Raw genomic sequence first — 21,573 nt, 5'->3', positions numbered from 1 at the left:
GGCCATGTATCTGGCGTGAACACGAGGGACACGCCATGAAAATCGCCTTTCAGATGGACCCGATTGGGGCCGTGGACATCAATGCCGACAGCTCGTTCCGGCTGGCCGAAGAAGCCCAGGCCCGCGGCCACCAGCTGTTTTACTACGGACCCGATCAACTGGCCTATCAAGAGGGGCGCATCACCGCCCGCGGTCACGACATGACGGTGCAGCGGGTTGCTGACCAGCCGGCGGTTCTGGAGCCTGAGCGCGAGGTTGATCTTGCGGATTTCGATGTCGTCTGGCTGCGGCAGGACCCGCCGTTCGACATGCACTATATCACCTCAACGCACCTGTTGGATCGGCTGCGCGGGCAGACGCTGGTGGTGAATGATCCGTTCTGGGTGCGCAACTACCCGGAAAAACTGCTGGTTCTGGATTTCCCTGACCTGACTCCGCCAACCACGATCGCCCGCGATCTGCGGACCATCAAGGCGTTCAAGGAAAAGCACGGCGACATCATCCTCAAGCCGCTCTATGGCAATGGTGGGGCCGGCGTGTTCCGCCTCGATGCGGATGACCGCAACCTGACCTCGTTGCACGAGTTGTTCACCGGTTTCTCGCGAGAGCCGCTGATCGTTCAGAAATTCCTGCCGGATGTGCGCAACGGCGACAAGCGGGTGATCCTGGTAGATGGCGAACCAGTCGGCGCGATCAACCGCGTTCCAGCCGAGGGTGAAACGCGGTCGAACATGCATGTGGGTGGTCGCCCCGAAAAGATTGGCCTGACCGACCGTGATCTTGAGATATGCGCGGCCATCGGACCGCTGCTGAAGGAAAAAGGCCAGATCTTCGTAGGCATCGACGTGATCGGCGACTATCTGACCGAAATCAACGTGACTTCGCCGACAGGAATCCAGGAATTGGAGCGGTTCAACGGAACCAATATTGCCGAAAAGATCTGGCAGGCGATTGAGGCCAAGGTCTAAGCCGCAACTCGGGCGCTGATCCTATAGCTCAGCGCCTCGGCCACATGGGGGCGACGCACATCGGGCGCGCCCTCGAGATCCGCAATGGTGCGGGCCACACGCAGAATACGGTGGTAGGCCCGCGCCGACAGGCCGAACCGTTCGGCCGCCTTGACCAGCAGGTCCTTGCCCTCGGCGTCTGGAGCGCCGACCTCTTCCAGCAGATTGCCCTCGATATCGGCGTTCTGGCGAATGCCGGGCGTGTCCTGAAAGCGCCGGGCCTGAACAACGCGCGCCTGCTGCACCCTCGTGGCAACGGTGGCCGAGCTGTCTCCGGATGGCGGCAAGTCAAGGTCGGTAAAGCCCACGGGCGGCACCTCGATCCGCAGATCGAACCGGTCCATCAGCGGCCCCGAGATGCGGCCCAGATAGTCCTCGCCGCAGACCGGCGCGCGCGAGCAGGCGCGGGACGGGTCGCTGAGATATCCGCATTTACAGGGGTTCGCTGCCGCCACCAACATGAACCGGCAGGGGTATTTCACATGGGCGTTGGCGCGGGCGACCATGACCTCGCCGGTTTCGATGGGCTGGCGTAGGGTTTCCAGAACCGTACGCGGAAACTCGGGGAACTCGTCCATGAACAGGACGCCGTTGTGGGCTAGGGAAATCTCGCCGGGTTTCGCGCCTTTTCCGCCGCCTACGATCGCCGCCATCGATGCCGTGTGATGCGGCTCGCGGAACGGGCGGGTCCTGCTGATGCCGCCCTCGTCCAGCATACCGCACAGCGATTGGATCATCGAGGTCTCCAGCGCCTCGGTGGGCGTCAGCGGCGGCAGTATGCCGGGCAAGCGGGCAGCCAGCATGGATTTGCCCGATCCCGGCGTGCCGATCATGATCATGTGGTGACGGCCGGCTGCCGCGATTTCCAGCGCGCGTTTTGCCCGTTCCTGCCCTTTGACGTCGCGCAGATCGCGGGTCGAGGGCTCCAACCTGACCTCGCCGGGTTGGGCGACCGACAAGGGCGACTGACCGGTAAAATGGCGCACGACGTCGCCCAGGGACGCGGCCCCGATCACCTGGGTTGCGTCGACCCAGGCCGCCTCGGCACCTGACGCGCGCGGACACAGCAGCGTGCGGCCCTCGGCCGCGGCGGTCATCGCGGCGGGCAGGGCGCCGGCCACGGGTACCAATGAGCCGTCCAGCGAAAGCTCGCCCAGAGCCATGGTGCCTTCGGCGGCGTCGGCGGGCAGGATGTCGATGGCACAGAGCAGGGCCAGCGCGATCGGCAGGTCGAAATGGCTGCCTTCCTTGGGCAGGTCGGCGGGCGACAGGTTGATCGTGATGCGTTTGGATGGCAGCGCAATGGCCATTGCACTTAGCGCACTTCGCACGCGTTCGCGGGCCTCGGACACGGCCTTGTCCGGCAGGCCGACGATTGAAAAGGCGGGCAGCCCTGGGGATACGGCGCATTGCACCTCGACCGGGCGGGCCTCGACCCCCTGAAAAGCAACGGTATGAGCGCGGGCGACCATGGCGATCCTGTTCGTGGTTAACAGGGCCTTGCTGCCATGGCGCCGGTTTAGGAATGGTTAACGGTCACACCGCTTGCCGGATCATTTGCGTGAATTTCGGCCACGCTCCGGGGTCGGCCACGGTTTTGTCGCGGCAGAAAGTGTTGCAGAAGCCCCATCGTTTGCTGTCCAGTTCGAGAAATGCGGTCACCGGTTCGCCGGAATAGGGGCAGAGGTCATTGACCGACGGCCCCGCCTCAACTGCGCGGGCTGTCGAGGCCTCGCCGATCGGCCAAGGCTCGGCGTCGAGCGGCTGGTCATAGGGGAACGGGTCGTAGTCGACCGTTAGACCCATCGCGCGCCATTGTCGAACCGCCGGGTCCGACAACAACTCCATGCAATAGTCGTGGTTCTGCGCGGATACGGGCAGACCGTAGCCGATGATCCGGGCCGCGACCGGCGTATAGAACACATCGGCCAGCGAATAGCTGCCGAACAACGGGCCGGACTCCATGCCCGAAATTTTGCGCGCATGCGCCCACAGGGTCTCGATCCGGGTCAGATCGGCGCGGGTTTCGCCGGACGGCTCAAACCCTTTCCAGCGGTGTTTGAGTTGCATGGGGCAGGCTGACCGCAGGGCATGGAACCCGGCGGCCATCTCGGCACAAAGCCAACGGGCGGTTGCGCGGGCGGCGGCGTCTTGCGGCCAAAGCTGGGCATCGGGATGGCGTTCGGCCAGCGTCTCGGCGATGGCGAGGCTTTCGCCGACCACCGTGCCGTCGGGCAGGCGCAGCGCAGGGACCAGACGGGCCGGGGCCAGCGGCTGCATGTCCCGGGCCATCGTGCCCGAATACAGGCCGATCATGTGGGTCGTGTAGGGCAGGCCGAATTTTTCCAGCATCAGCCATCCGCGCATGGACCAGCTTGAAAACAGGCGGTCCCCGATGAAAAGGTCATATGTCATGGCCCAAGGATGGCCGAACGCCTGACATCGGTAAAACGCTGATTTGTGTGCGTTGTATTCACGGAAGATGATTGATCCGGCCGACCGACCAGGTTTTGCCGTCAAACGCCAACTCGGTCACCGACAGGTTGTCGATGCGATGGGCGAAGGTCTGTTGCGCGTCCAGATCCAAGGCACGCTGTACCTGGGTCAGGATCACGCCGAAATGAGCCACGATGACCAGATTGGCGCCTGTATGCATAGCGATCAAACCGTCGATCGCCGCGTCGACCCGCGCGCGAACCGCGTTCCAGCTTTCACCGTTGGGCGGACGCACGTCGCCTGGGCTGTCCCAATAGGCAAAGGCCAGTTCGGGGTCTTCTGCCTCGATCTCGGGAAAGGTGCGCATTTCCCAAGTGCCGAAATGGATCTCGCGCAGGTCGGGGTGGTGCGGCAGGCGGCGGCGCGTGCCTTGAATTGCCGTGGCCGTATCCGCAGCGCGCGACAGGTCCGAGGAAATGACCAGCGCATCCCGCGGCAGGTGGTCGTGCAGGCGTGTGAGGGCCGCGTGGTCGCTCAGGTCGGCGGGAATATCGGACCAGCCCACCATCGTCTTGGCATGGGTCGGGCCGTGACGGACCAAATGCAACCGGGTCACGGCAACTGGCCTTTCAAGACCTGCGGTAGTCCCGCGATGACCTGAACCACCAGATCGGCTTGGGCGGCGAGGGCAATGTTCAGCCGCCCCTGCGCCTCGCGGAATTTGCGGGCCAGCGCATTGTCGGGAACGATACCGTGTCCCACCTCGTTCGAGACCATCACGACCTGCGCGGGGCAGGTCCGTAGCGCGGCCAAAAGGGCGGCCTGTTCCCGTTCAAGATCGCTGTCGGCAAGCAAGTGATTGCTGAGCCACATCGTGGCGCAATCGATCAGGCAGACCTGATCCGGGCTCAGCCCCGCCAGCGCCGGACGCAGGTCCATCGGGGCTTCGATCGTGTGCCAGCCGTCGCCTCTTTGGTCCACATGGCGCCTGATTTTTAGGCGCATCTCATCATCAAACACTTGTGATGTTGCCAGGTAGACGCGGGTTTTTCCTGTTGAAACAGAGAGTTGCTCGGCAAATGCAGATTTTCCCGACGCCGCGCCACCCAGCACAAAGGTTAAATCGGGATGCATTTTTTACTACCTTTACAGTGATCCACCCGGTGCGCCCTTGCGTATCGAGCATACGTCGGCAAGGCAAGACCGGCGGCGCCTACGACAGATGGGAGAGCTGCATGGCACTGGATAACCCGAACGACTTCTCGATGTCCCGGCAGGCTATGAAAGCCGAATTGCTGGATGCGGAAACCGAATTGCGCCTGGCCTACGCTTGGCGCGATGAGCGCGACGAACAGGCCCTACACCGATTGATTATGGCCTATATGCGATTGGCAATTTCAATGGCGGCCAAGTTCAAACGCTATGGCGCGCCGATGAATGACCTGATCCAAGAGGCCGGGCTGGGCCTAATGAAGGCAGCAGACAAGTTCGACCCGGATCGCGGGGTTCGCTTCTCGACCTATGCGGTGTGGTGGATCAAGGCCAGCATTCAGGACTACGTGATGCGCAACTGGTCGATGGTGCGGACCGGTTCGACGTCATCCCAGAAATCCCTGTTCTTCAACATGCGCCGGGTGCAGGCGCGGCTGGAGCGCGAAGCCGCGTCCGATGGTTTGGAACTGGACCGGCACCAGCTTTACCAGATGATCGCGGCCGAGATTGGTGTTCCGCTGCGTGATGTCGAAATGATGCATGGCCGGCTGGCTGGGTCCGATTTTTCTCTGAACGCCGTGCAGTCGGCCGACGAAGATGGACGCGAATGGATCGACGCGCTGGAGGATGACAGCGCGCAGGCCGCCGAACTCGTGGAACATGGACACGACACCCGCCAATTGCGGGAATGGCTCATCACGGCGATGCAGGCGCTGAACGACCGGGAACGGTTCATCGTGCGCGAGCGAAAGTTGCGCGACCCGGCGCGGACGCTGGAAAGCCTCGGTCAGGAATTGGGCCTGTCGAAAGAGCGCGTGCGCCAACTCGAGGCGGCGGCCTTCGTGAAAATGCGCAAGAGCCTTGAAGGGCAATCGCGCGAGGTGCAACACTTCTTCGCATGAGATTTCTTGCGATTCTGACGGCGGCTGCCGTTTCCCTCACCGGTTTGGCGCGCGCGGCGGCGGCCGGTGAATACATACCCGACGATGTTCTAGCCCTGATGAAACAGGCCGATGTGGTCATCCTGGGCGAGGTTCACGACAACCCGCGCCATCACGTGGTGCAGACCGAGGCAATTGCAGCGATCGAGCCGTTGGCCGTCGTTTGGGAAATGGTCACCGAAGAGGGCGCGCAGCGTCTGGCGCAGACGGCCGCGTCAAACCCCGAGGAACTGTCGCGCATCCTGCGCTGGGCCGAATCCGGATGGCCACCGCTCAGCATGTATTATCCGGTTTTTCAGGCTTCGAACGCCCCGGTCTATGGAGCTATGGTGCCCCGTGCGGCTGCCCGGGCCGCGATGGAGCGCGGGGCCGCGACCGCGCTGGGCGCGGATGCGGCGCGATACGGCCTGACCGTGCCGCTGGCCCCCGAGGATCAGGCGGCGCGCGAGGCCGAGCAGCAGGCGGCCCACTGCAACGCCATGCCCGCCGAGATTTTGCCACAGCTGGTCGCCATCCAACGCCTGCGCGATGCGGTTCTGGCCCGCGCCATCCTGCGCGCGGTGGATGAGACCGGCGGACCGGTGGCGGTGATCACGGGCAATGGGCATGCGCGCAAGGATCAGGGCATTCCGACCTTCCTGAGCCGTCTGCAGCCGGGGCTGAGGCTGTTCGTGTTGGGGCAGGCCGAAGACGGTGCGCTGACCGGTGAATTCGATGCGGTGATCAACAGTCCCGCCGCCGATCGCGAGGACCCCTGCAAGGCGTTCGAGACGCAGGATTAACCGCTGGAACTCGGGCCATGCGTGGCATAGTGTCGGGTCCGACTGCGACCGGGAAAGGCTGAACATGCTGGCATCCAAACGGATTCTCCTGATCATCGGCGGAGGCATCGCGGCCTACAAGTCGCTCGACCTGATCCGCCGCCTGCGCGAGCGGGGCGCCTCGGTCACTCCGGTCCTGACCCGCGCGGCCGAAGAATTCGTGACACCGCTTTCGGTGGCGGCCCTGGCCGGGGAAAAGGCCTATCGCGATCTGTTCGACCTGACGGATGAGGCCGAGATGGGGCACATCCAACTGTCGCGCTCGGCCGATCTGGTGGTAGTCGCGCCCGCGACGGCCGATCTGATGGGCAAGATGGCCGGAGGGCTGGCCAACGATCTGGCCTCGACCCTGTTGATGGCGACGGACACGCCGGTTCTGTGCGCGCCGGCGATGAACGTGCGGATGTGGACCCACCCGGCGACCAAACGCAACCACCGTCAGTTGATCGCCGACGGGGTTCGGTTCGTGGGGCCGAACGATGGCGACATGGCCTGCGGCGAATACGGGCCCGGGCGGATGTCCGAGCCGCTGGAGATCGTCGCGGCGGTCGAGGCGGCGCTGGCGGACGGTCCGTTGACGGGCAAGCGGATTCTGGTGACCTCGGGGCCGACGCACGAGCCGATCGACCCGGTGCGGTACATCGCCAACCGGTCCTCGGGCGCGCAGGGTGCCGCGATTGCCCGGGCTCTGGCGGCGCTGGGGGCCGAGGTGGTCTTTGTCACCGGTCCCGCCGAGGTGCCGCCGCCCGACGGCGTGCAGGTGGTGCGTGTCGAGACCGCGCAGCAGATGTCGGATGCGGTGGATGCCGCCTTGCCGGTGGATGCGGGCGTGTTCGCCGCCGCGGTGGCCGACTGGCGCGTTGACGGGGCCTCGGACCGCAAGCTCAAGAAAAGCCGCGATGGCACGCCCGCACTGGAGTTTGCCGAGAACCCGGACATCCTGAAGCGGGTGTCGCACTTGGGTGCTGGCCGGCCCGCCTTGGTCGTGGGTTTCGCCGCCGAGACTGACGACGTGATCGCCCATGCAACCGCCAAGCGGGCGCGCAAGGGCTGTGACTGGATCGTGGCCAATGACGTCAGCCCGGCGACGGGGATCATGGGCGGGGTCGAGAACGCGGTTGTGCTGATCTCGGACCAGGGCGCCGAGGAATGGCCGCGCATGGGCAAGGACGCGGTGGCTGCGCGATTGGCGGAACGGATTGCGGCGGCTTTGGCCGGGTGACCGGCCCATTGCAGGTGCACGCAGTTGGAAAACGAGGGGGCAGCGATGGTGGCAATTCGGGTGATCCGGGAAGACGAGGCCGATCCGGCGGTTGCATTGCCGTCTTATGAAACGGCCGGTGCCGCCGGTGCGGATGTGCGGGCCAACCTGCCGGATCGGGGCAAAATCGTTCTGATGCCCGGAGAGCGCGCCCTGGTGCCGACCGGCCTGCGGATCGAGATACCGGACGGATACGAGGTGCAGGTCCGCCCACGTTCGGGGCTTGCCTTGAAACATGGGATCACGCTGCCCAACGCGCCGGGCACGATCGACAGCGACTATCGCGGCCCGCTGGGGGTGATCGTGCTGAACGCGGGGCAGGACCGGTTCGAGATCGCCCATGGCGACCGGATCGCGCAGCTGGTCGTCGCGCCGGTCGTGCAGGCCCGGTTCGAGCTGACCGGCCGCCTGCGGCAGACGGAACGCGGAGCCGGTGGGTTCGGTTCCACCGGGCGCAGCTGATGCTGTTGGTCTTGATTCTGGCTGCGGGGCTGTGGGGGCTGGGCTATCTGACCGGCGCATCCCGAACCGCGCGATGGGTCTCGATTCTGGTTCTACTGGCGGGAGTCGTGCTGTCGCATCTGGTGCTGCCCGATGGGCACCCGGTCCGTCTGGCCACCGGCGGGTCGGCCGCGATGTGGTTGATTCTGGTGGGGGCGGTGGCTTTGGTGACGGGGTATGGCGCGATCGTGAAAGCGTTGCGCCGTCGTGCCCATTCGGTGCAGGCCGAGCCTGCGCCCGCCCCCGCCGGGCAGTTCAGCCAGACCGAACTGGAACGCTATGCCCGTCACATCGTCCTGCGTGAGTTGGGCGGACCGGGCCAGAAACGCATGAAGACGGCGCGCGTGCTGGTGATCGGCGCCGGGGGGCTTGGCGCGCCGGCCTTGCAATACCTGGCGGCCGCGGGTGTCGGTACGATCGGGGTGATCGATGACGACGTGGTCGAAAACGTCAACCTGCAGCGGCAGGTGATCCATCGCGATACCGACATCGGCATGCCCAAGGTCTTCTCCGCGCAGCAGGCGATGGAGGCGCAGAACCCCAACGTCATCGTGCGCCCCTATCACCGTCGTCTGACCGAGGAGATCGCCGCCGAGCTGTTTTCCGACTATGACCTGATCCTCGATGGAACCGACAATTTTGAGACCCGGTATCTGGCCAACCGCACCGCCGTGGCGCTGGGCAAACCGCTGATCTCAGGCGCGCTGTCGCAGTGGGAGGGGCAGCTGAGCGTGTTTGATCCGGCCAACGGCGCGCCCTGCTACCAGTGCATCTTCCCCGAGGCTCCGGCCCCGGGTCTTGCGCCCTCTTGCGCCGAGGCCGGGGTGATCGGGCCGCTGCCCGGCGTGGTGGGCGCAATGATGGCGGTCGAGGCGATCAAGGTGATCGCCGGTGCCGGCCAGGCGCTGCGCGGCGAGATGCTGATCTATGACGCGCTTTACGGTGAAAGCCGCAAGATCACCCTGTCGCGGCGCGCCGATTGCCCCGTCTGCGGGCAATTGGGCTGAGAGCACCCGCTCCAGAAACCTGGCGTCCGCCTCTGGACGATCCCTCCGGGCATTCCTAGCTTGACGCTCAAAGGAGAATTCGATGAGCAATCCGATCCTGTCCGCCTGGACGACCCCGTTTGAAATCGCGCCTTTTGCCGAGATCTCGGATGATGACTTCGCCCCGGCGCTCGAGCAGGCGCTGCAGGCGCACACCGACCAGATTGCGGCGATTGCGGCCAACCCCGAACCGCCAAGCTTTGCCAACACGATCGAGGCGCTCGAGGCCGCCGGTGAAGGTCTGAGCAAGGTTCTGTCGGTATTCTACACCGTGGCCGGAGCCGACAGCAATCCGGCGCGCGAGGCGCTGCAGCGCGACTTCTCGCCCAAGCTGGCGGCCCATTTCGCGGCGATCTCGTCGAACAAGGCCCTGTTCCGGCGGGTGGCGGACCTGTGGGCGCAGCGGGACGACCTGGGCTTGACCGAGGAACAGGCGCGGGTGCTGATGCTGACCCATCGCGGCTTTGTCCGCTCGGGGGCGGCCCTGCAGGGCGAGGCGGATGCCCGCATGCAGGACATCAAGGCGCGTCTGGCCAGCCTTGGCACCGCCTTCACCCAGAACCTGCTGGCGGACGAGCGCAACTGGTTCATGCCGCTGTCCGAGGATGATCTGGACGGGCTGCCCGATTTCGTGATCGACGCCGCGCGGGCCGCAGGCCGGGAAAAGGGGGCGGATGGCCCTATCGTGACCCTGTCGCGGTCGCTGATCGTGCCGTTCCTGCAATTCTCGCCCCGGCGCGACCTGCGCGAGAAGGCCCATCGCGCCTGGACGGCGCGTGGGGCGAATGGGGGGGAAACCGACAACCGCGACATCGCGGCTGAGATCCTGAAGCTGCGCGAGGCACGCGCCCGGCTGCTGGGCTATGAGAATTTCGCGGCCTTCAAGCTGGAGACCGAGATGGCCCGCAGCCCCCAGCGTGTGCGCGAACTGCTAATGCAGGTCTGGACCTCCGCCAAGGCCCGCGCCGAGGCCGATGCCGCGGTGCTGACGCAGATGATGCAGGCCGACGGCATCAACGGTCCGCTCGAACCGTGGGACTGGCGCTATTATGCTGAAAAGCGCCGCAAGGCCGAGCATGACCTTGATGAGGCGGCGCTGAAGCCCTTTCTGCAGCTGGACCGGATGATCGAGGCCGCGTTTTCTTGTGCCAACCGTTTGTTCGGGCTGGAGTTCGCGCCGCTGGATGTGCCGCTGTATCATCCCGATTGCCGGGCCTGGGAGGTCACCCGAAATGGCCAGCATGTGGCCGTTTTCATCGGCGACTATTTCGCGCGCGGCTCGAAACGGTCTGGCGCATGGTGCAGCGCGATGCGGGCGCAGGCCAAGTTTCCCAAGGTGCAGACGCCGATTGTCATCAACGTGTGCAATTTCGCCAAGGGTGACCCGGCCCTGTTGTCCTATGACGACGCGCGGACCCTGTTCCACGAATTCGGGCACGCCCTGCATCAGATGCTGTCGAACGTGACCTATGAAAGCATCTCGGGCACCAGCGTCGCGCGGGATTTCGTCGAGCTGCCGAGCCAGCTGTACGAACATTGGCTGGAAGTGCCCGAGGTGCTGGCCCAGTTCGCGACCCATGCCGAAACCGGTGAGCCGATGCCGCCCGAGATGCTGGAAAAGGTTCTCGGTGCGGCCAATTTCGATCAGGGCTTCCAGACGGTGGAATATGTGGCCTCGGCGCTGGTCGATCTGGCCTTTCACGATGGTCCGGCTCCGGCCGATCCGATGGCGCGGCAGGCCGAGGTTCTGGCCGAGATCGGGATGCCGCATGCGATCGGGATGCGCCACGCGACCCCGCATTTCGCGCATGTCTTTGCCGGGGACGGCTACAGCTCGGGCTACTACAGCTATATGTGGTCCGAGGTCATGGACGCGGATGCCTTTGCGGCCTTTGAAGAGGCCGGCGGTGCGTTCGACCCCGAAAAGGCGCGGGCGCTGGAAGAACACATCCTGTCGACCGGCGGCTCGAAAGAGGCCGAAGATCTGTATCTGGCGTTTCGCGGTCGCTTGCCGGGCGTTGATGCCTTGCTGAAAGGGCGGGGCCTGATCGCGGCGTGACCGACCGGTTGCGCCCCGCCGCGCGCTGCCCATTGCGGGCCGGGCGACGGACCAAGTGAGATTGGCATGCGGCGCTGTTCCTGCGCCGTCAGTAGCCCAGGTCGCGATCGACCAGATGCAAAAGCGGCTGTCCGGCTTCGTTGCGTCGGATGTTCTCGCAGATGACCTGGGCTGCGGTCTCGGGCCGGGTTTCCGAGGCGATATGGGGCGTGACCGTCACGTTCGGATGCGCCCAATAGGGATGCTGGGGCGGCAAGGGTTCGGTGCGGAACACGTCCAACGTTGCATGGGCGATCTGGCCCGTGTCTAACGCTTGCAGCAGGGCCTGATCGTCGATCAGCGCTCCGCGCCCCGGATTGATGATCCGGGCGCCTTTGGGCAGCAGGGCCAGCGTCTCGGCGTTCAGGGTGTTCTCGGTCGCCGGGGTATTGGGCAGCAACAGAACCACGATGTCGGCCTGTCGCAACGCGCGGCGTAGGCCGTCAGGCCCATGCATGCCGCTGACTCCGGGGATGGTCTTGGCGGTGCGGCTCCAACCGATGACGTTGAACCCGAGTCTGGACAGCGCCACGGCCGCCGCCTGCCCCAGCGCCCCCAGCCCCAGCACGCAGACCGTTCGCTGGGACGCCAAAGGCGGAGGGTCCGGGGCCCAGACACCGTCTTGCACCGTGATGTGCCGGTCCATGCCCAGATGGTAGCGCAGGACGTGGCCCACCACCCATTCGGTCATACCCTGAGTCAGGCCGTGATCGACCATCCGGGCCAGCGGAACGGTCAGGGTTTCGTTTCCGGCGATCTTCTCGACCCCCGCCCAGAGGCTGAGCACCGCCTTCAACCGCTTGAACGGGGTGAAATCCAGCAGACCGCCATTGGGGGCATAGACGACATAGTCCACCTGTTCCGGCGGAAGATCGGTGGCGATGGTGGCGTCCATCCCCGACAGGCCCTTGGTCAAGAGCGGTTCATAGACCGGCCACAGGGCAGGGCGGGCAGAGAACAGGACATTGATCGACATCGCAAGCCTTTCGGGTCAGCGGGGGCGGTGGATGTGGGCGCTCTGGACGATGCCGAAGGCGACCATCAGCACCAGCATGGCCGAGCCGCCATAGCTGACCATCGGCAGCGGCACCCCCACCACCGGGGCCATACCCATGACCATCGACATGTTGACCGCAAAGAACAGAAAGAAGTTCAGCGAGATGCCCAAGGTCACCAGGGACGAATACCGGTCCTTGGCGGACAGGGCGGTGACAAGGCAGAAGACAAGAATCAGCCCGTAGAGCGTCAGCAGCGTGATGCCCCCGACGAAGCCGAATTCTTCGGCCAGGGTCGTGAAGATGAAGTCGGTGTGCTTTTCGGGCAGGAAGTTCAGGCGCGATTGCGTGCCCTGCATGAACCCACGTCCGTTCCAGCCGCCGGACCCCAGCGCGATTTTCGACTGGGTGATGTGATATCCGGCGCCCAGAGGGTCGCTTGAGGGGTCGAGAAAGGTGTCGATGCGGCGGAACTGATAGTCTTTCAGCAACTGCCAGTCGGTACCGCGACTTTTGAACACGGCAGTGATCAGGCCCACCCCCGCCGCGATGACGGCGGCGAAATAGGCCCAATGCACGCCTGCCAGAAACATCAGCCCACCTCCGGCCGCCAGCAGCAGGATCGCGGTTCCCAGGTCCGGCTGTTTCAACACCAGCGCGGTCGGGATCAGGATCAGGAGAAGAGGCAGAAGCACCCAGAGCGGTCGCGACGTCTTTTCCGAAGGCAGCCAGTCGTAGTAGGCAGCCAACACCATCACCAGCGTGACTTTGGTCAGTTCGGAGGGCTGCAGCCGCATGAACCCCAAGTCGATCCAGCGCTGGGCGCCCATGCCAACCGTGCCGAACAGTTCGACCAGCACCAACAGGCCAAGAGAGCCGAGATAAGCCAGCAAGGACATGCTGCGCCAGAACCAGATCGGGATCAGCGCGACGATGAACATGACCGCAAGTCCGAGGCCGAAACGCTCCATTTGCGGTTCCGCCCAAGGGCGCCACGACCCTCCGGCGACCGAATACAGCATCAGAAAGCCGGCGCTGGCGACGCTGATCAGCAACAGGGTCAGGGGCCAGTTCATGTACAGAAACTTGCGCAGCCCGGTCGGCGTGGTCTTTACGGCATATTCTAAATAGCTCATGCGCGATCCTTCTTCTCGGGCCGCGCCTTGGGACGTCGATCACCTTCCAGGCGTTTTTGCTGTTCCTTGATACGCTCTCGGTCGGCCACCGGATAGGCCTCGAGCGGGGGCGTGCCACCGTACAGCGCCTGCAGCATCACGTCGCGGGCGACCGGCGCCGCCGCCTTGGAACCGCCGCCGCCGTGCTCGACGACCACCGCCACCGCAAATTTCGGATTGTCATAGGGCGCGAAGCTGACGAACAGGGCATGGTCGCGGCGCTCCCACGGCAGGTCCTCGTTGCGGATCACGCCAGCGGCGCGCTCGGCCTTGGTGATGTTGCGCACCTGGCTGGTGCCAGTCTTGCCCGCCATCCGGAACTCGTCGGCGATGATGCGGCTGCGATAGGCCGTCCCGCGACGGTCGTTCGAGACCGTAAACATCGCCTTGCGGACCTGTTCAAGGTTGCGGGGGTTCACGTCCAGCGGCGCGCCCTCGCCCGTGGGCTGTTCGACCCCGTTGACGCTGCGGATCAGACGCGGCGTGACCGCGCGCCCTGTGGCGATCCGGGCCGACATGACGGCCAGCTGTAAGGGCGATGCCAGCATGTAGCCCTGCCCGATCGAGGCGTTGGCCGTGTCGCCGATCAGCCATTCCTGGCCGTGGACGCGCCGTTTCCATTCTTGGTTCGGGGCAAGACCCGCGGCCACGGCCGACATCGGTAGGTCGTGTTTGATGCCCAGACCGAACTTGCGCGCCATGTCCGAGATTCTGTCGATCCCAACGCGCAGGGCCACGTCATAGTAGTAGACATCACAGCTGCGCTTCAGCGAGGTTTCAAGGTCGACGGTCCCATGCCCGCCGCGTTTCCAGCAGTGGAATCGCCGGCTGCCCACCTTCAGGTAGCCGGGACAATAGACGGTGTTGCCCGGGCCCACGACGCCGGCCTCGAGCGCGGCCAGCGCGGTGATCATCTTGAAGGTCGAACCGGGCGGATAAGTGCCCTGAACCGTCTTGTTGGCCAGCGGGCGATGGTTGTTCTGAGTCAGGGCCTGGTAATCCGCCACCGAGATCCCACGCACGAACAGGTTGGGGTCGAAGCTGGGTGTAGAGCTGATTGCCCGCAGATCGCCCGTCTCACAATCGATCACGACCACGGCGGCGCTTTCGCCGGCCAGCCGGGCCTGCGCGTATTCCTGCAGGTCGGCGTCGATGGTCAATTGCAGGTCAGCGCCGGGCTGGCCCTCGCGGCGGTCAAGTTCCCGCATGACCCGGCCGGTTGCATTGACCTCGACCCGCTTGGCGCCCGCCTTGCCGCGCAGCAGGTCTTCCTTCTTGGCCTCAAGCCCGACCTTGCCGATCTGAAAGCGCGGGATCATCAACACCGGCTCGGGGTCTTCCATCTTGCTCAGGTCGTAGTCGCTGACAGGTCCGACATAGCCGACCACATGGGCGAAATCCTCGTAGCGGGGATATTGGCGGGTCAGGCCGACCTCAGGCGTGACGCCAGGAAGGGCCGGGGCATTGATCGCCACTTTCGAGATGTCCTCCCACGTCACCTGGTCGGCCAAGGTGACGGGCAGGAACGGGGCCGTGCGCCGCATTTCGGTCTTGGCGCGCTCGATCTCGTCTTCCTTCAACGGGATCAGCCGCGCCAGATCAGCGATCACCTTGTCGACGTCGCCGGCGTCCTCGCGCACGATGACGATCCGGTACGAGGGCGAATTCTGCGCGATCACCTGTCCGTTCCGGTCATAAATACGGCCTCGGGTCGGCGGGATCAGCCGGATGTTGATGCGGTTCTCTTCGGCCAGCAGCCGGTATTGATCGGCCTGTTCGACCTGCATGTACCGCATGCGCGCCGCCAGCCCCCCGGCAAAGGCAAGCTGCATGCCGCCCAGTACCAGGGCCCGCCGGGTCAGGCGTTTGTGGGCCAGGCCTTTGTCCCTGGTGGGGCGTTTCATGCCTGCCCCCCCCGGATCGTCGGGTCGACCGCCGACGGGCGCCGGACGCCCAGAACGCCCTGGCCGAAGATGACGACAAGCGGGTAGACCATCACGGTCAGAGCCGCCTGGACCAGAACCGGCGCCAACGCCCCCTGTTCGACCGATAGCAGCCCCAGCACGATGCGGTTTGACAGGAAAATAGCCACAATGACCGCCCCGACCGATGTCCACTCCGCTACAAAGCCCATATCGCGCATGCCCGGCCCGGCCGACCGAAGATAGGACGCGCCCATGACCACCAGCGCCGCCAGCAGGCCCGGTGGGCGTTGCAGCAACAAATCTTCCATCAACATGACGAACGCCACGCTGAGGGTTGGAACGTCGTCAGGCCGCCGTAGGACCCATGCGAAGGTCAAGGCGATCAGTAATTCGGGAAACGGCCAGCGATCGGGGCGGGTGTCCAATGGCAATAGGTGGAAAAACATCACCAGCATGCCCAAGGCCAGATAGAGGCCCCGCATCATCCACAAGCGCGACGCGGCCCTATCCATCGGCGGCCTCGTCATTGGGAAGCAGCAACGCTTCGGGGCGTTTCGGACCGACCAACCCGCCCGGATCGCGGATTGGATCGGCCGCGTGATAGCGCAGCACACGCAGGAACTCCAAGCGTTCGAAATCTGCCGACAGGCGTACGCGCAGGCGGCCGCTGGGGTCTTCCGCGATCTGGCCGATCAGCAGGCCCGCCGGAAAGACGCCGCCATCGCCCGAGGTCACCACGCGGTCGCCAGGACGCACGAGTTCGCGGTTTTCCAGAAATTCGACCACGGGCGCCGGGGTGTTGTCCCCTTGGATCAGCGCCGTCTGGCCGGACGGTTGAATGGTGGCGGGTATCGCGCTGGACGCGTCCGTCAGCAGGATCACACGCGCCGTGTCTGGCCCCACGCCCGAGATACGCCCCACCACCCCGATGCCGTCCATCGTGGCCCAACCGTCGACGATGCCATCGCGCTCGCCGACGTTCAGCAAAACCGATTGCCGGAACGGTGACCCGCTGTCGGCCATGACGACGCCGGTGATGTAAGTCAGACGCGGATCAAGTCGAACATTGTTCAGGTCCAATAGGCGCGCATTTTCCTGCTCCAGTTGTAGCGCGGCTTCTTTCCAGGCGCGCATGCGACGCAGTTCGCTGCGCAGTTCGCGGTTCTGTTCGCTGAGCCGCTGATAGCTTTGAAAATCCCGCACCAGGTTAACGGTGGCCGTCACCGGCACCATGGCCCAATCCATCGAGGGCACCACCGTATCGACCACCTGCGCCCGGAACCGCTCGACCCGAGGACTGTCGATGCGCCAGACCAGAAAGATGCCCAGCAGGCACAAGACAACGATCCCCGTGAACAAGCGGCGCAGGGGGGTGGTATAGTCGTCGCGCTGTGCCCGGTCTTTTGCCACAGGACTCCTTCCCGTGCTGCTCGTGCCCGATCGTTGACCCTCAGATCAGAGGGTGCGCGCCTCAGCTTTCGTAGTCAATCGCGTGGCGCAGCTGTTTTTCGTATTCCAGGGCCTTGCCGGTGCCCAAAGCCACGCAGTTCAGGCTTTCGTCGGCAATCGACACGGCCAATCCGGTCTGTTCGCGCAGGGCCAGGTCCAGATCGCCCAGCAGCGCGCCGCCGCCGGTCAGCATCACGCCCCGGTCCACGATGTCCGCAGCCAGATCTGGTGGGGTGGTTTCCAGTGCGGTCATCACCGCCTCGCAGATCTGCTGGACGGGTTCCGACAGAGCCTCGGCCACTTGAGCCTGGCTGATCTCGATTTCTTTGGGAACACCGTTCAGAAGGTCGCGTCCGCGGATATGCATCGATTGGCCGCGCCCGTCATCGGGCATCCGGGCCGTGCCGATGGTGGTCTTGATCCGCTCGGCGGTGGATTCGCCCACCAGCAGGTTCTGCTGACGGCGCAGATACGAGATGATCGCCTCGTCCATGCGGTCGCCCCCCACGCGGACCGATCGGGCATAGACGATGTCGCCCAGCGACAGAACGGCCACCTCGGTGGTGCCGCCGCCGATATCCACGACCATGTTGCCGGTAGGATCGGTGATCGGCATCCCGGCGCCGATGGCGGCGGCAATCGGCTCGGCGATCAGACCCGCGCGGCGGGCGCCCGCCGACAGAACCGACTGACGGATCGCGCGTTTTTCAACTGGCGTTGCGCCGTGCGGCACGCAGACGATGATCTTGGGCTTCGAAAAGGTCGAACGCTTGTGCACCTTGCGGATGAAATGCTTGATCATCTCTTCCGCGGTGTCGAAATCGGCGATCACCCCCTCGCGCATTGGGCGGATGGCCTCGATCGAGCCAGGAGTACGGCCCAGCATCAGCTTGGCATCTTCGCCCACGGCCAGAACCTTCTTGACCCCGTCCTTGACATGGTAGGCGACAACCGAGGGCTCCGACAGGATCACGCCGCGCCCCTTGACATAGACCAGCGTGTTGGCCGTCCCGAGGTCGATGGCCATATCCGCTGTGAACAGGCCGCCCAAACTGTCGAAGATCCCCATATTTCCCCTGATCCTGTCTGTCAGAAATTTCTACTGCCCGCGACTCGACGGTTCCGGGACGGATGACTTATAGGGTGCCAAGACGCCCGGTAAAAGGGCTGATTCCGCGTAAGTCAGCGCCTTTCCGCCTTTCTGACAGGGACTTTAGAAGGCAACATGCTCTCATATCAACACATTTACCACGCAGGAAATCTGGCGGACGTGCAAAAGCACGCTTTGTTGGCATGGATGCTGGACTACATGAGCCGCAAGGACAAGCCGATCAGCTATCTCGAGACTCATTCGGGGCGGGGCTTGTATCACCTGAATGCCCCCGAGGCCGTGCAGACCGGAGAGGCAGCGGCAGGGATCGGGCGCGCGCTGAGCAACGGGTGGTTTGCCGATGATCACCCGCTGGCACGCGCGTTGCACTCGGTTCAGGCGCAGTTTGGCGAAACGGCCTATCCCGGATCGCCGCTGATTGCGGCAAGCCTGCTGCGTCCGCAGGACAGTCTGCATTTCGCCGAGCTTCACCCGCAGGAATACGCGGCGCTGAACCAGGCTCTGACTGGGCGCGGTGCCAAGACGTACAGACAGGACGGGTTCGAGCTGGCTCAGTCGGTTCTGCCGCCCACACCTCGGCGCGGGATGATGCTGATTGACCCCAGCTACGAGGTAAAGGCGGATTATGGCCGCCTGCCTGGGCTGATCGCCAAGTTGCACCGCAAGTGGAACGTGGGCCTCATTGCCCTGTGGTACCCGATCCTGACGGACGATCGGCACGTTTCGATGGTGTCGGCACTGAAGAGCCTGGATCTTCCCAAAACGTTCGTGCACGAAGTTCGGTTTCCGCCTGCGCGGAAGGGGCACCGGATGATCGGTTCGGGCATGTTCGTGGTCAATGCACCCTTCGGGATCGAAGACGAGGCGGCGCGTCTTTCCGACCTGTTCGCAAAGATCTGACGGCGCTTCAGGGGCGATGGTCTCCCGCCCCGTCTGACAGCATCAAAGATGCCGCCAAACGTGTTGGGCCCGGCACCGCGCCTTGGGAGCGGTGCCGGGCCCAAGGCCGTCAGGCTGCGCGGCGAAGCCGGGCTGCCGCGGGCGCGGGAGCCCTGCCTGCCATTTCTGATCAGGTCAGATCCTTGTAGCTGATCTCGCGTGCATCCGCGCCCGGGCCGGCCTTTTCGCGGCGCATGATCAAGCGGTTCAGCGCGCTGATATAGGCCTTGGCCGACGCCACCACGGTATCCGTGTTCGCGGATTGGCCCGTGGCGATCATGCCGTCTTCCTCCAGACGGACGGAAACCGTGGCCTGCGCGTCGGTACCCTCGGTCACGGCATGCACCTGGTAGAGCTGCAGATGCGCCTTGTTCGGGTAGATCACTCGGATCGCCTTGAAGGTGGCGTCGACCGGCCCGTCCCCGTGCTCGGTGGCAATGACATCTTTGCCGTCGACCTCCAGTTCGACCGTGGCTTCGGCCTGACCGCCGGTGCCGCAGGTGACTTTCATCGAGACCAGCTGCAGGTGGTCGTTGGTCGCGTCATCAGCGCTCATCAGCGCGATCAGGTCGTCGTCGAACACCTCTTTCTTGCGGTCGGCCAGTTCCTTGAACCGCACGAAGATGTCCTTGAGCTGGTTGTCCCCGACCTCGTAGCCGAGTGTCTCCAGCTTGTCGCGCAGCGCGGCCCGGCCCGAATGCTTGCCCAGCGGAAGCGAGGTGCCCGAAAGGCCTATATCCTCGGGGCGCATGATCTCGAAATTCTCGCGGTTCTTCAGCATGCCATCCTGATGGATGCCGCTTTCATGCGCAAAGGCGTTCTTGCCGACGATCGCCTTGTTGAACTGCACCGGAAAGCCCGAAACCGTCGCCACCCTGCGCGAGATATGCATGATCTTGGTGGTGTCGATGCCCGTTTTCCACGGCATGATGTCATTGCGGGTACGCAGGGCCATCACGACCTCTTCCAGCGCGGTATTGCCCGCGCGTTCGCCCAGCCCGTTGATCGTGCATTCGATCTGCCGTGCGCCGCCGGCAACCGCGGCCAGGGCGTTTGCGGTCGCCATGCCCAGATCGTTGTGGCAATGGGTGGCAAAGACCACCTCGTCAGCGCCCGGAACGGTTTCGATCAACCTGCGGATCAGATCGGCCGACTCCGCCGGAGCAGTATAGCCCACCGTATCGGGAATGTTGATCGTGGTCGCGCCGGCCTTGATCGCAATCTCGATCACGCGGCACAGATAGTCCCATTCGGTCCGGGTCGCATCCATCGGCGACCATTGCACGTCTTCGCACAGGTTGCGGGCGTGGCTGACGGTCTCGTGGATCTTTTCGGCCATCTCGTCCTGAGTCAGGTTCGGAATGGCCCGGTGCAGTGGTGAGGTGCCGATGAAGGTGTGGATCCGGTTCTTCTCGGCGTGTTTCACCGCCTCCCAGCAGCGGTCGATATCGGCGAAATTCGCACGGGCCAGGCCGCAGATGCGGGCGTTCTTCGCGCGCTGCGCGATTTCCGACACGGCCTTGAAATCCCCCTCGGAAGCGATTGGAAAGCCGGCCTCGATGATGTCGACGCCCATGTCGTCCAGCAGCTCGGCGATTTCCAGCTTTTCGTCATGGGTCATGGTTGCGCCGGGGCTTTGCTCGCCGTCGCGCAAAGTGGTGTCAAAGATCAAGACGCGGTCTTGGTCGGTCACGTTGGTCATGGGGGTCACTTTCTTGTCTGTCCTAAAGCCATTGGCGCGCAGGCGTCCTCCTCTGAGCGGGCGCGCCGGATGGCACGCTCAGAGGCGGATTAGGATCAGTAGGCCACGCAGGGACGCGCCACGGGCGGTGGCGTCGAACGAGGGGATATCTGCGCGGTTGATCATGGGTTCGAGGTTATACACCCCGAACCGGGAATGAAAAGAAGGAAAATGCGCGGCCGTCCGATTTCGCGAAAGGATCGGAAACGGGGATTGATTGCGCAGGCAACTCCGCTAGCTGGAGAGCGATGAGAAATGCTTTGGTCATAGGTGCAAGCGGCGGGATCGGCCGGGCCGTCTGCAATGAGCTTCTGTCGCGGTCGGTTCATGTCGTCGCTCTGTCGCGGTCGGAAAACGGGCTGGATTTGATGCAGCCGGAACTGGCCGACGAGATGCTGGGCCGTGTCGAAGGGCCGTTCGACCTTGTTCTGGTGGCATCCGGTGCGCTCGAGATCGACGGGGCGGAACCGGAAAAGACTATTCGGGCGGTTTCGGCCAAGGCCATGATGGATCAATTCGCCCTGAACGCGGTGGGACCGGCTCTGGTGCTGAAACACGCGCATCGCCTGTTGCCGCGCAACGGTCGGTCGGTGTTCGCGGTACTGTCGGCACGTGTGGGCTCGATCGGGGATAATCGTCTGGGCGGTTGGGTCAGTTATCGCTCGGCCAAGGCAGCGGTGAACCAGATCGTGCATACGGCCGCAATCGAACTGGCCCGAACCCACAAGGATGCGATCTGCGTCGCCCTGCACCCCGGAACGGTCAAGACCCCGTTCACGCAGAAATACCTGGGCCGGCACCCTGCGGTCCCGCCGGACGAGGCGGCGAGCAACCTGATGCAGGTTGTCGATGGTCTACGTCCCGAGCAGACAGGGCAGTTCTTCGACTGGGCCGGAAAGCCGGTGCCATGGTGAC

20 protein-coding genes are annotated in these 21,573 nt (G+C 64.4%); 9 read left to right on the top strand and 11 right to left on the bottom strand.

The window, feature by feature from the left end; genetic code table 11:
* Positions 1-35 precede the first annotated feature (35 nt).
* A complete protein-coding gene (gene gshB / locus AC2FMM_RS15955) occupies positions 36-968 on the top strand; it encodes a glutathione synthase (RefSeq protein WP_496797079.1) in 933 nt (310 codons plus the stop codon).
* Here the strand turns inward: gshB and AC2FMM_RS15950 are convergent.
* The 4 genes from AC2FMM_RS15950 to cobU all read right to left on the bottom strand — a co-directional run bounded on the left by AC2FMM_RS15950 (position 965) and on the right by cobU (position 4,577).
* Complete coding sequence (locus tag AC2FMM_RS15950; RefSeq protein ID WP_496797078.1) at positions 965-2,479, bottom strand: YifB family Mg chelatase-like AAA ATPase; 1,515 nt, start codon at positions 2,477-2,479, stop codon at positions 965-967. The genes gshB and AC2FMM_RS15950 overlap by 4 nt on opposite strands.
* A gap of 64 nt (positions 2,480-2,543) precedes the next feature.
* Positions 2,544-3,422, bottom strand: a complete 879-nt coding sequence (locus AC2FMM_RS15945) for a glutathione S-transferase (RefSeq protein WP_496797077.1) — start codon at positions 3,420-3,422, stop codon at positions 2,544-2,546.
* Positions 3,423-3,480: 58 nt separating this feature from the next.
* On the bottom strand, positions 3,481-4,059 hold the full coding sequence (locus tag AC2FMM_RS15940) for a histidine phosphatase family protein (protein ID WP_496797076.1): 579 nt from the start codon (positions 4,057-4,059) through the stop codon (positions 3,481-3,483).
* On the bottom strand, positions 4,056-4,577 hold the full coding sequence (cobU, locus tag AC2FMM_RS15935) for a bifunctional adenosylcobinamide kinase/adenosylcobinamide-phosphate guanylyltransferase (RefSeq protein ID WP_496682068.1): 522 nt from the start codon (positions 4,575-4,577) through the stop codon (positions 4,056-4,058). The genes AC2FMM_RS15940 and cobU overlap by 4 nt, the downstream gene beginning before the upstream one ends.
* Positions 4,578-4,678: 101 nt before the next feature.
* Here cobU and AC2FMM_RS15930 point away from each other — a divergent pair, with 101 nt between their 5' ends.
* The 6 genes from AC2FMM_RS15930 (at position 4,679) to AC2FMM_RS15905 (ending at position 11,284) form a co-directional block, all read left to right on the top strand.
* Positions 4,679-5,557: an RNA polymerase factor sigma-32 gene (locus AC2FMM_RS15930; RefSeq protein WP_496682065.1), complete on the top strand. Its 879-nt coding sequence runs from the start codon at positions 4,679-4,681 to the stop codon at positions 5,555-5,557.
* Positions 5,554-6,378 carry a ChaN family lipoprotein gene (locus tag AC2FMM_RS15925; protein WP_496797075.1) on the top strand — a complete coding sequence of 275 codons (825 nt, stop codon included), beginning with the start codon at positions 5,554-5,556 and terminating at the stop codon, positions 6,376-6,378. Before AC2FMM_RS15930 ends, AC2FMM_RS15925 begins: the two co-directional genes overlap by 4 nt.
* A 64-nt stretch (positions 6,379-6,442) precedes the next feature.
* Entirely contained in the window at positions 6,443-7,639 is a 1,197-nt protein-coding gene (gene coaBC, locus AC2FMM_RS15920) for a bifunctional phosphopantothenoylcysteine decarboxylase/phosphopantothenate--cysteine ligase CoaBC (protein WP_496797074.1), read from the top strand.
* 45 nt (positions 7,640-7,684) lie between these two features.
* Complete coding sequence (gene dut / locus AC2FMM_RS15915; RefSeq protein WP_496797073.1) at positions 7,685-8,140, top strand: dUTP diphosphatase; 456 nt, start codon at positions 7,685-7,687, stop codon at positions 8,138-8,140.
* Positions 8,140-9,186 carry a HesA/MoeB/ThiF family protein gene (locus tag AC2FMM_RS15910; RefSeq protein WP_496797072.1) on the top strand — a complete coding sequence of 349 codons (1,047 nt, stop codon included), beginning with the start codon at positions 8,140-8,142 and terminating at the stop codon, positions 9,184-9,186. The genes dut and AC2FMM_RS15910 overlap by 1 nt, the downstream gene beginning before the upstream one ends.
* Before the next feature lie 82 nt (positions 9,187-9,268).
* On the top strand, positions 9,269-11,284 hold the full coding sequence (locus tag AC2FMM_RS15905) for a M3 family metallopeptidase (protein ID WP_496797071.1): 2,016 nt from the start codon (positions 9,269-9,271) through the stop codon (positions 11,282-11,284).
* An 88-nt stretch (positions 11,285-11,372) separates the two neighbouring features.
* Here AC2FMM_RS15905 and AC2FMM_RS15900 read toward each other — a convergent pair whose 3' ends face one another.
* The 6 genes from AC2FMM_RS15900 to AC2FMM_RS15875 all read right to left on the bottom strand — a co-directional run bounded on the left by AC2FMM_RS15900 (position 11,373) and on the right by AC2FMM_RS15875 (position 17,936).
* Positions 11,373-12,299 (bottom strand): 2-hydroxyacid dehydrogenase, encoded by a 927-nt coding sequence (locus AC2FMM_RS15900; RefSeq protein ID WP_496797070.1) that lies wholly within the window; start codon positions 12,297-12,299, stop codon positions 11,373-11,375.
* A 15-nt stretch (positions 12,300-12,314) separates the two neighbouring features.
* Positions 12,315-13,454 carry a rod shape-determining protein RodA gene (rodA, locus tag AC2FMM_RS15895; protein ID WP_496797069.1) on the bottom strand — a complete coding sequence of 380 codons (1,140 nt, stop codon included), beginning with the start codon at positions 13,452-13,454 and terminating at the stop codon, positions 12,315-12,317.
* Positions 13,451-15,397: a penicillin-binding protein 2 gene (mrdA, locus tag AC2FMM_RS15890; RefSeq protein WP_496681883.1), complete on the bottom strand. Its 1,947-nt coding sequence runs from the start codon at positions 15,395-15,397 to the stop codon at positions 13,451-13,453. The genes rodA and mrdA overlap by 4 nt, the downstream gene beginning before the upstream one ends.
* On the bottom strand, positions 15,394-15,930 hold the full coding sequence (locus AC2FMM_RS15885; RefSeq protein WP_496688134.1) for a rod shape-determining protein MreD: 537 nt from the start codon (positions 15,928-15,930) through the stop codon (positions 15,394-15,396). The genes mrdA and AC2FMM_RS15885 overlap by 4 nt, the downstream gene beginning before the upstream one ends.
* Entirely contained in the window at positions 15,923-16,828 is a 906-nt protein-coding gene (gene mreC, locus AC2FMM_RS15880; protein WP_496688136.1) for a rod shape-determining protein MreC, read from the bottom strand. The genes AC2FMM_RS15885 and mreC overlap by 8 nt, the downstream gene beginning before the upstream one ends.
* 61 nt (positions 16,829-16,889) lie before the next feature.
* Positions 16,890-17,936, bottom strand: coding sequence for a rod shape-determining protein (locus AC2FMM_RS15875; protein ID WP_093963423.1), 1,047 nt, complete (start codon positions 17,934-17,936; stop codon positions 16,890-16,892).
* Between the two features lie 156 nt (positions 17,937-18,092).
* On the opposite strand from AC2FMM_RS15875, the gene AC2FMM_RS15870 reads away from it, so the two are divergent.
* Complete coding sequence (locus tag AC2FMM_RS15870; RefSeq protein WP_496681888.1) at positions 18,093-18,878, top strand: 23S rRNA (adenine(2030)-N(6))-methyltransferase RlmJ; 786 nt, start codon at positions 18,093-18,095, stop codon at positions 18,876-18,878.
* A 169-nt stretch (positions 18,879-19,047) separates the two neighbouring features.
* Here the strand turns inward: AC2FMM_RS15870 and AC2FMM_RS15865 are convergent, their stop codons facing one another.
* Positions 19,048-20,619, bottom strand: a complete 1,572-nt coding sequence (locus AC2FMM_RS15865; RefSeq protein ID WP_496797068.1) for a 2-isopropylmalate synthase — start codon at positions 20,617-20,619, stop codon at positions 19,048-19,050.
* A gap of 287 nt (positions 20,620-20,906) precedes the next feature.
* On the opposite strand from AC2FMM_RS15865, the gene AC2FMM_RS15860 reads away from it, so the two are divergent.
* Positions 20,907-21,572 carry an SDR family NAD(P)-dependent oxidoreductase gene (locus tag AC2FMM_RS15860; protein WP_496797067.1) on the top strand — a complete coding sequence of 222 codons (666 nt, stop codon included), beginning with the start codon at positions 20,907-20,909 and terminating at the stop codon, positions 21,570-21,572.
* The last annotated feature ends 1 nt before the right edge of the window (position 21,573 follow it).

Source organism: Ruegeria sp. BHSC043, from assembly GCF_059612985.1.
The sequence above is the reverse complement of the archived record's forward strand: the minus strand, read 5'-3'. Positions and strand labels throughout refer to the sequence as shown.

Bases quoted from the DNA above. Each gene is read 5' to 3' on its own strand.
- AC2FMM_RS15900 (WP_496797070.1), bottom strand. From the start codon at position 12,299: ATGTCGATCAATGTCCTGTTCTCTGCCCGCCCTGCCCTGTGGCCGGTC.
- AC2FMM_RS15870 (WP_496681888.1), top strand. From the start codon at position 18,093: ATGCTCTCATATCAACACATTTACCACGCAGGAAATCTGGCGGACGTG.
- AC2FMM_RS15945 (WP_496797077.1), bottom strand. From the start codon at position 3,422: ATGACATATGACCTTTTCATCGGGGACCGCCTGTTTTCAAGCTGGTCC.
- AC2FMM_RS15885 (WP_496688134.1), bottom strand. From the start codon at position 15,930: ATGGATAGGGCCGCGTCGCGCTTGTGGATGATGCGGGGCCTCTATCTG.
- AC2FMM_RS15950 (WP_496797078.1), bottom strand. From the start codon at position 2,479: ATGGTCGCCCGCGCTCATACCGTTGCTTTTCAGGGGGTCGAGGCCCGC.
- rodA (WP_496797069.1), bottom strand. From the start codon at position 13,454: ATGAGCTATTTAGAATATGCCGTAAAGACCACGCCGACCGGGCTGCGC.
- AC2FMM_RS15865 (WP_496797068.1), bottom strand. From the start codon at position 20,619: ATGACCAACGTGACCGACCAAGACCGCGTCTTGATCTTTGACACCACT.
- AC2FMM_RS15875 (WP_093963423.1), bottom strand. From the start codon at position 17,936: ATGGGGATCTTCGACAGTTTGGGCGGCCTGTTCACAGCGGATATGGCC.
- AC2FMM_RS15910 (WP_496797072.1), top strand. From the start codon at position 8,140: ATGCTGTTGGTCTTGATTCTGGCTGCGGGGCTGTGGGGGCTGGGCTAT.
- mrdA (WP_496681883.1), bottom strand. From the start codon at position 15,397: ATGAAACGCCCCACCAGGGACAAAGGCCTGGCCCACAAACGCCTGACC.
- AC2FMM_RS15925 (WP_496797075.1), top strand. From the start codon at position 5,554: ATGAGATTTCTTGCGATTCTGACGGCGGCTGCCGTTTCCCTCACCGGT.
- AC2FMM_RS15860 (WP_496797067.1), top strand. From the start codon at position 20,907: ATGAGAAATGCTTTGGTCATAGGTGCAAGCGGCGGGATCGGCCGGGCC.
- AC2FMM_RS15930 (WP_496682065.1), top strand. From the start codon at position 4,679: ATGGCACTGGATAACCCGAACGACTTCTCGATGTCCCGGCAGGCTATG.
- dut (WP_496797073.1), top strand. From the start codon at position 7,685: ATGGTGGCAATTCGGGTGATCCGGGAAGACGAGGCCGATCCGGCGGTT.
- coaBC (WP_496797074.1), top strand. From the start codon at position 6,443: ATGCTGGCATCCAAACGGATTCTCCTGATCATCGGCGGAGGCATCGCG.
- gshB (WP_496797079.1), top strand. From the start codon at position 36: ATGAAAATCGCCTTTCAGATGGACCCGATTGGGGCCGTGGACATCAAT.
- AC2FMM_RS15905 (WP_496797071.1), top strand. From the start codon at position 9,269: ATGAGCAATCCGATCCTGTCCGCCTGGACGACCCCGTTTGAAATCGCG.
- cobU (WP_496682068.1), bottom strand. From the start codon at position 4,577: ATGCATCCCGATTTAACCTTTGTGCTGGGTGGCGCGGCGTCGGGAAAA.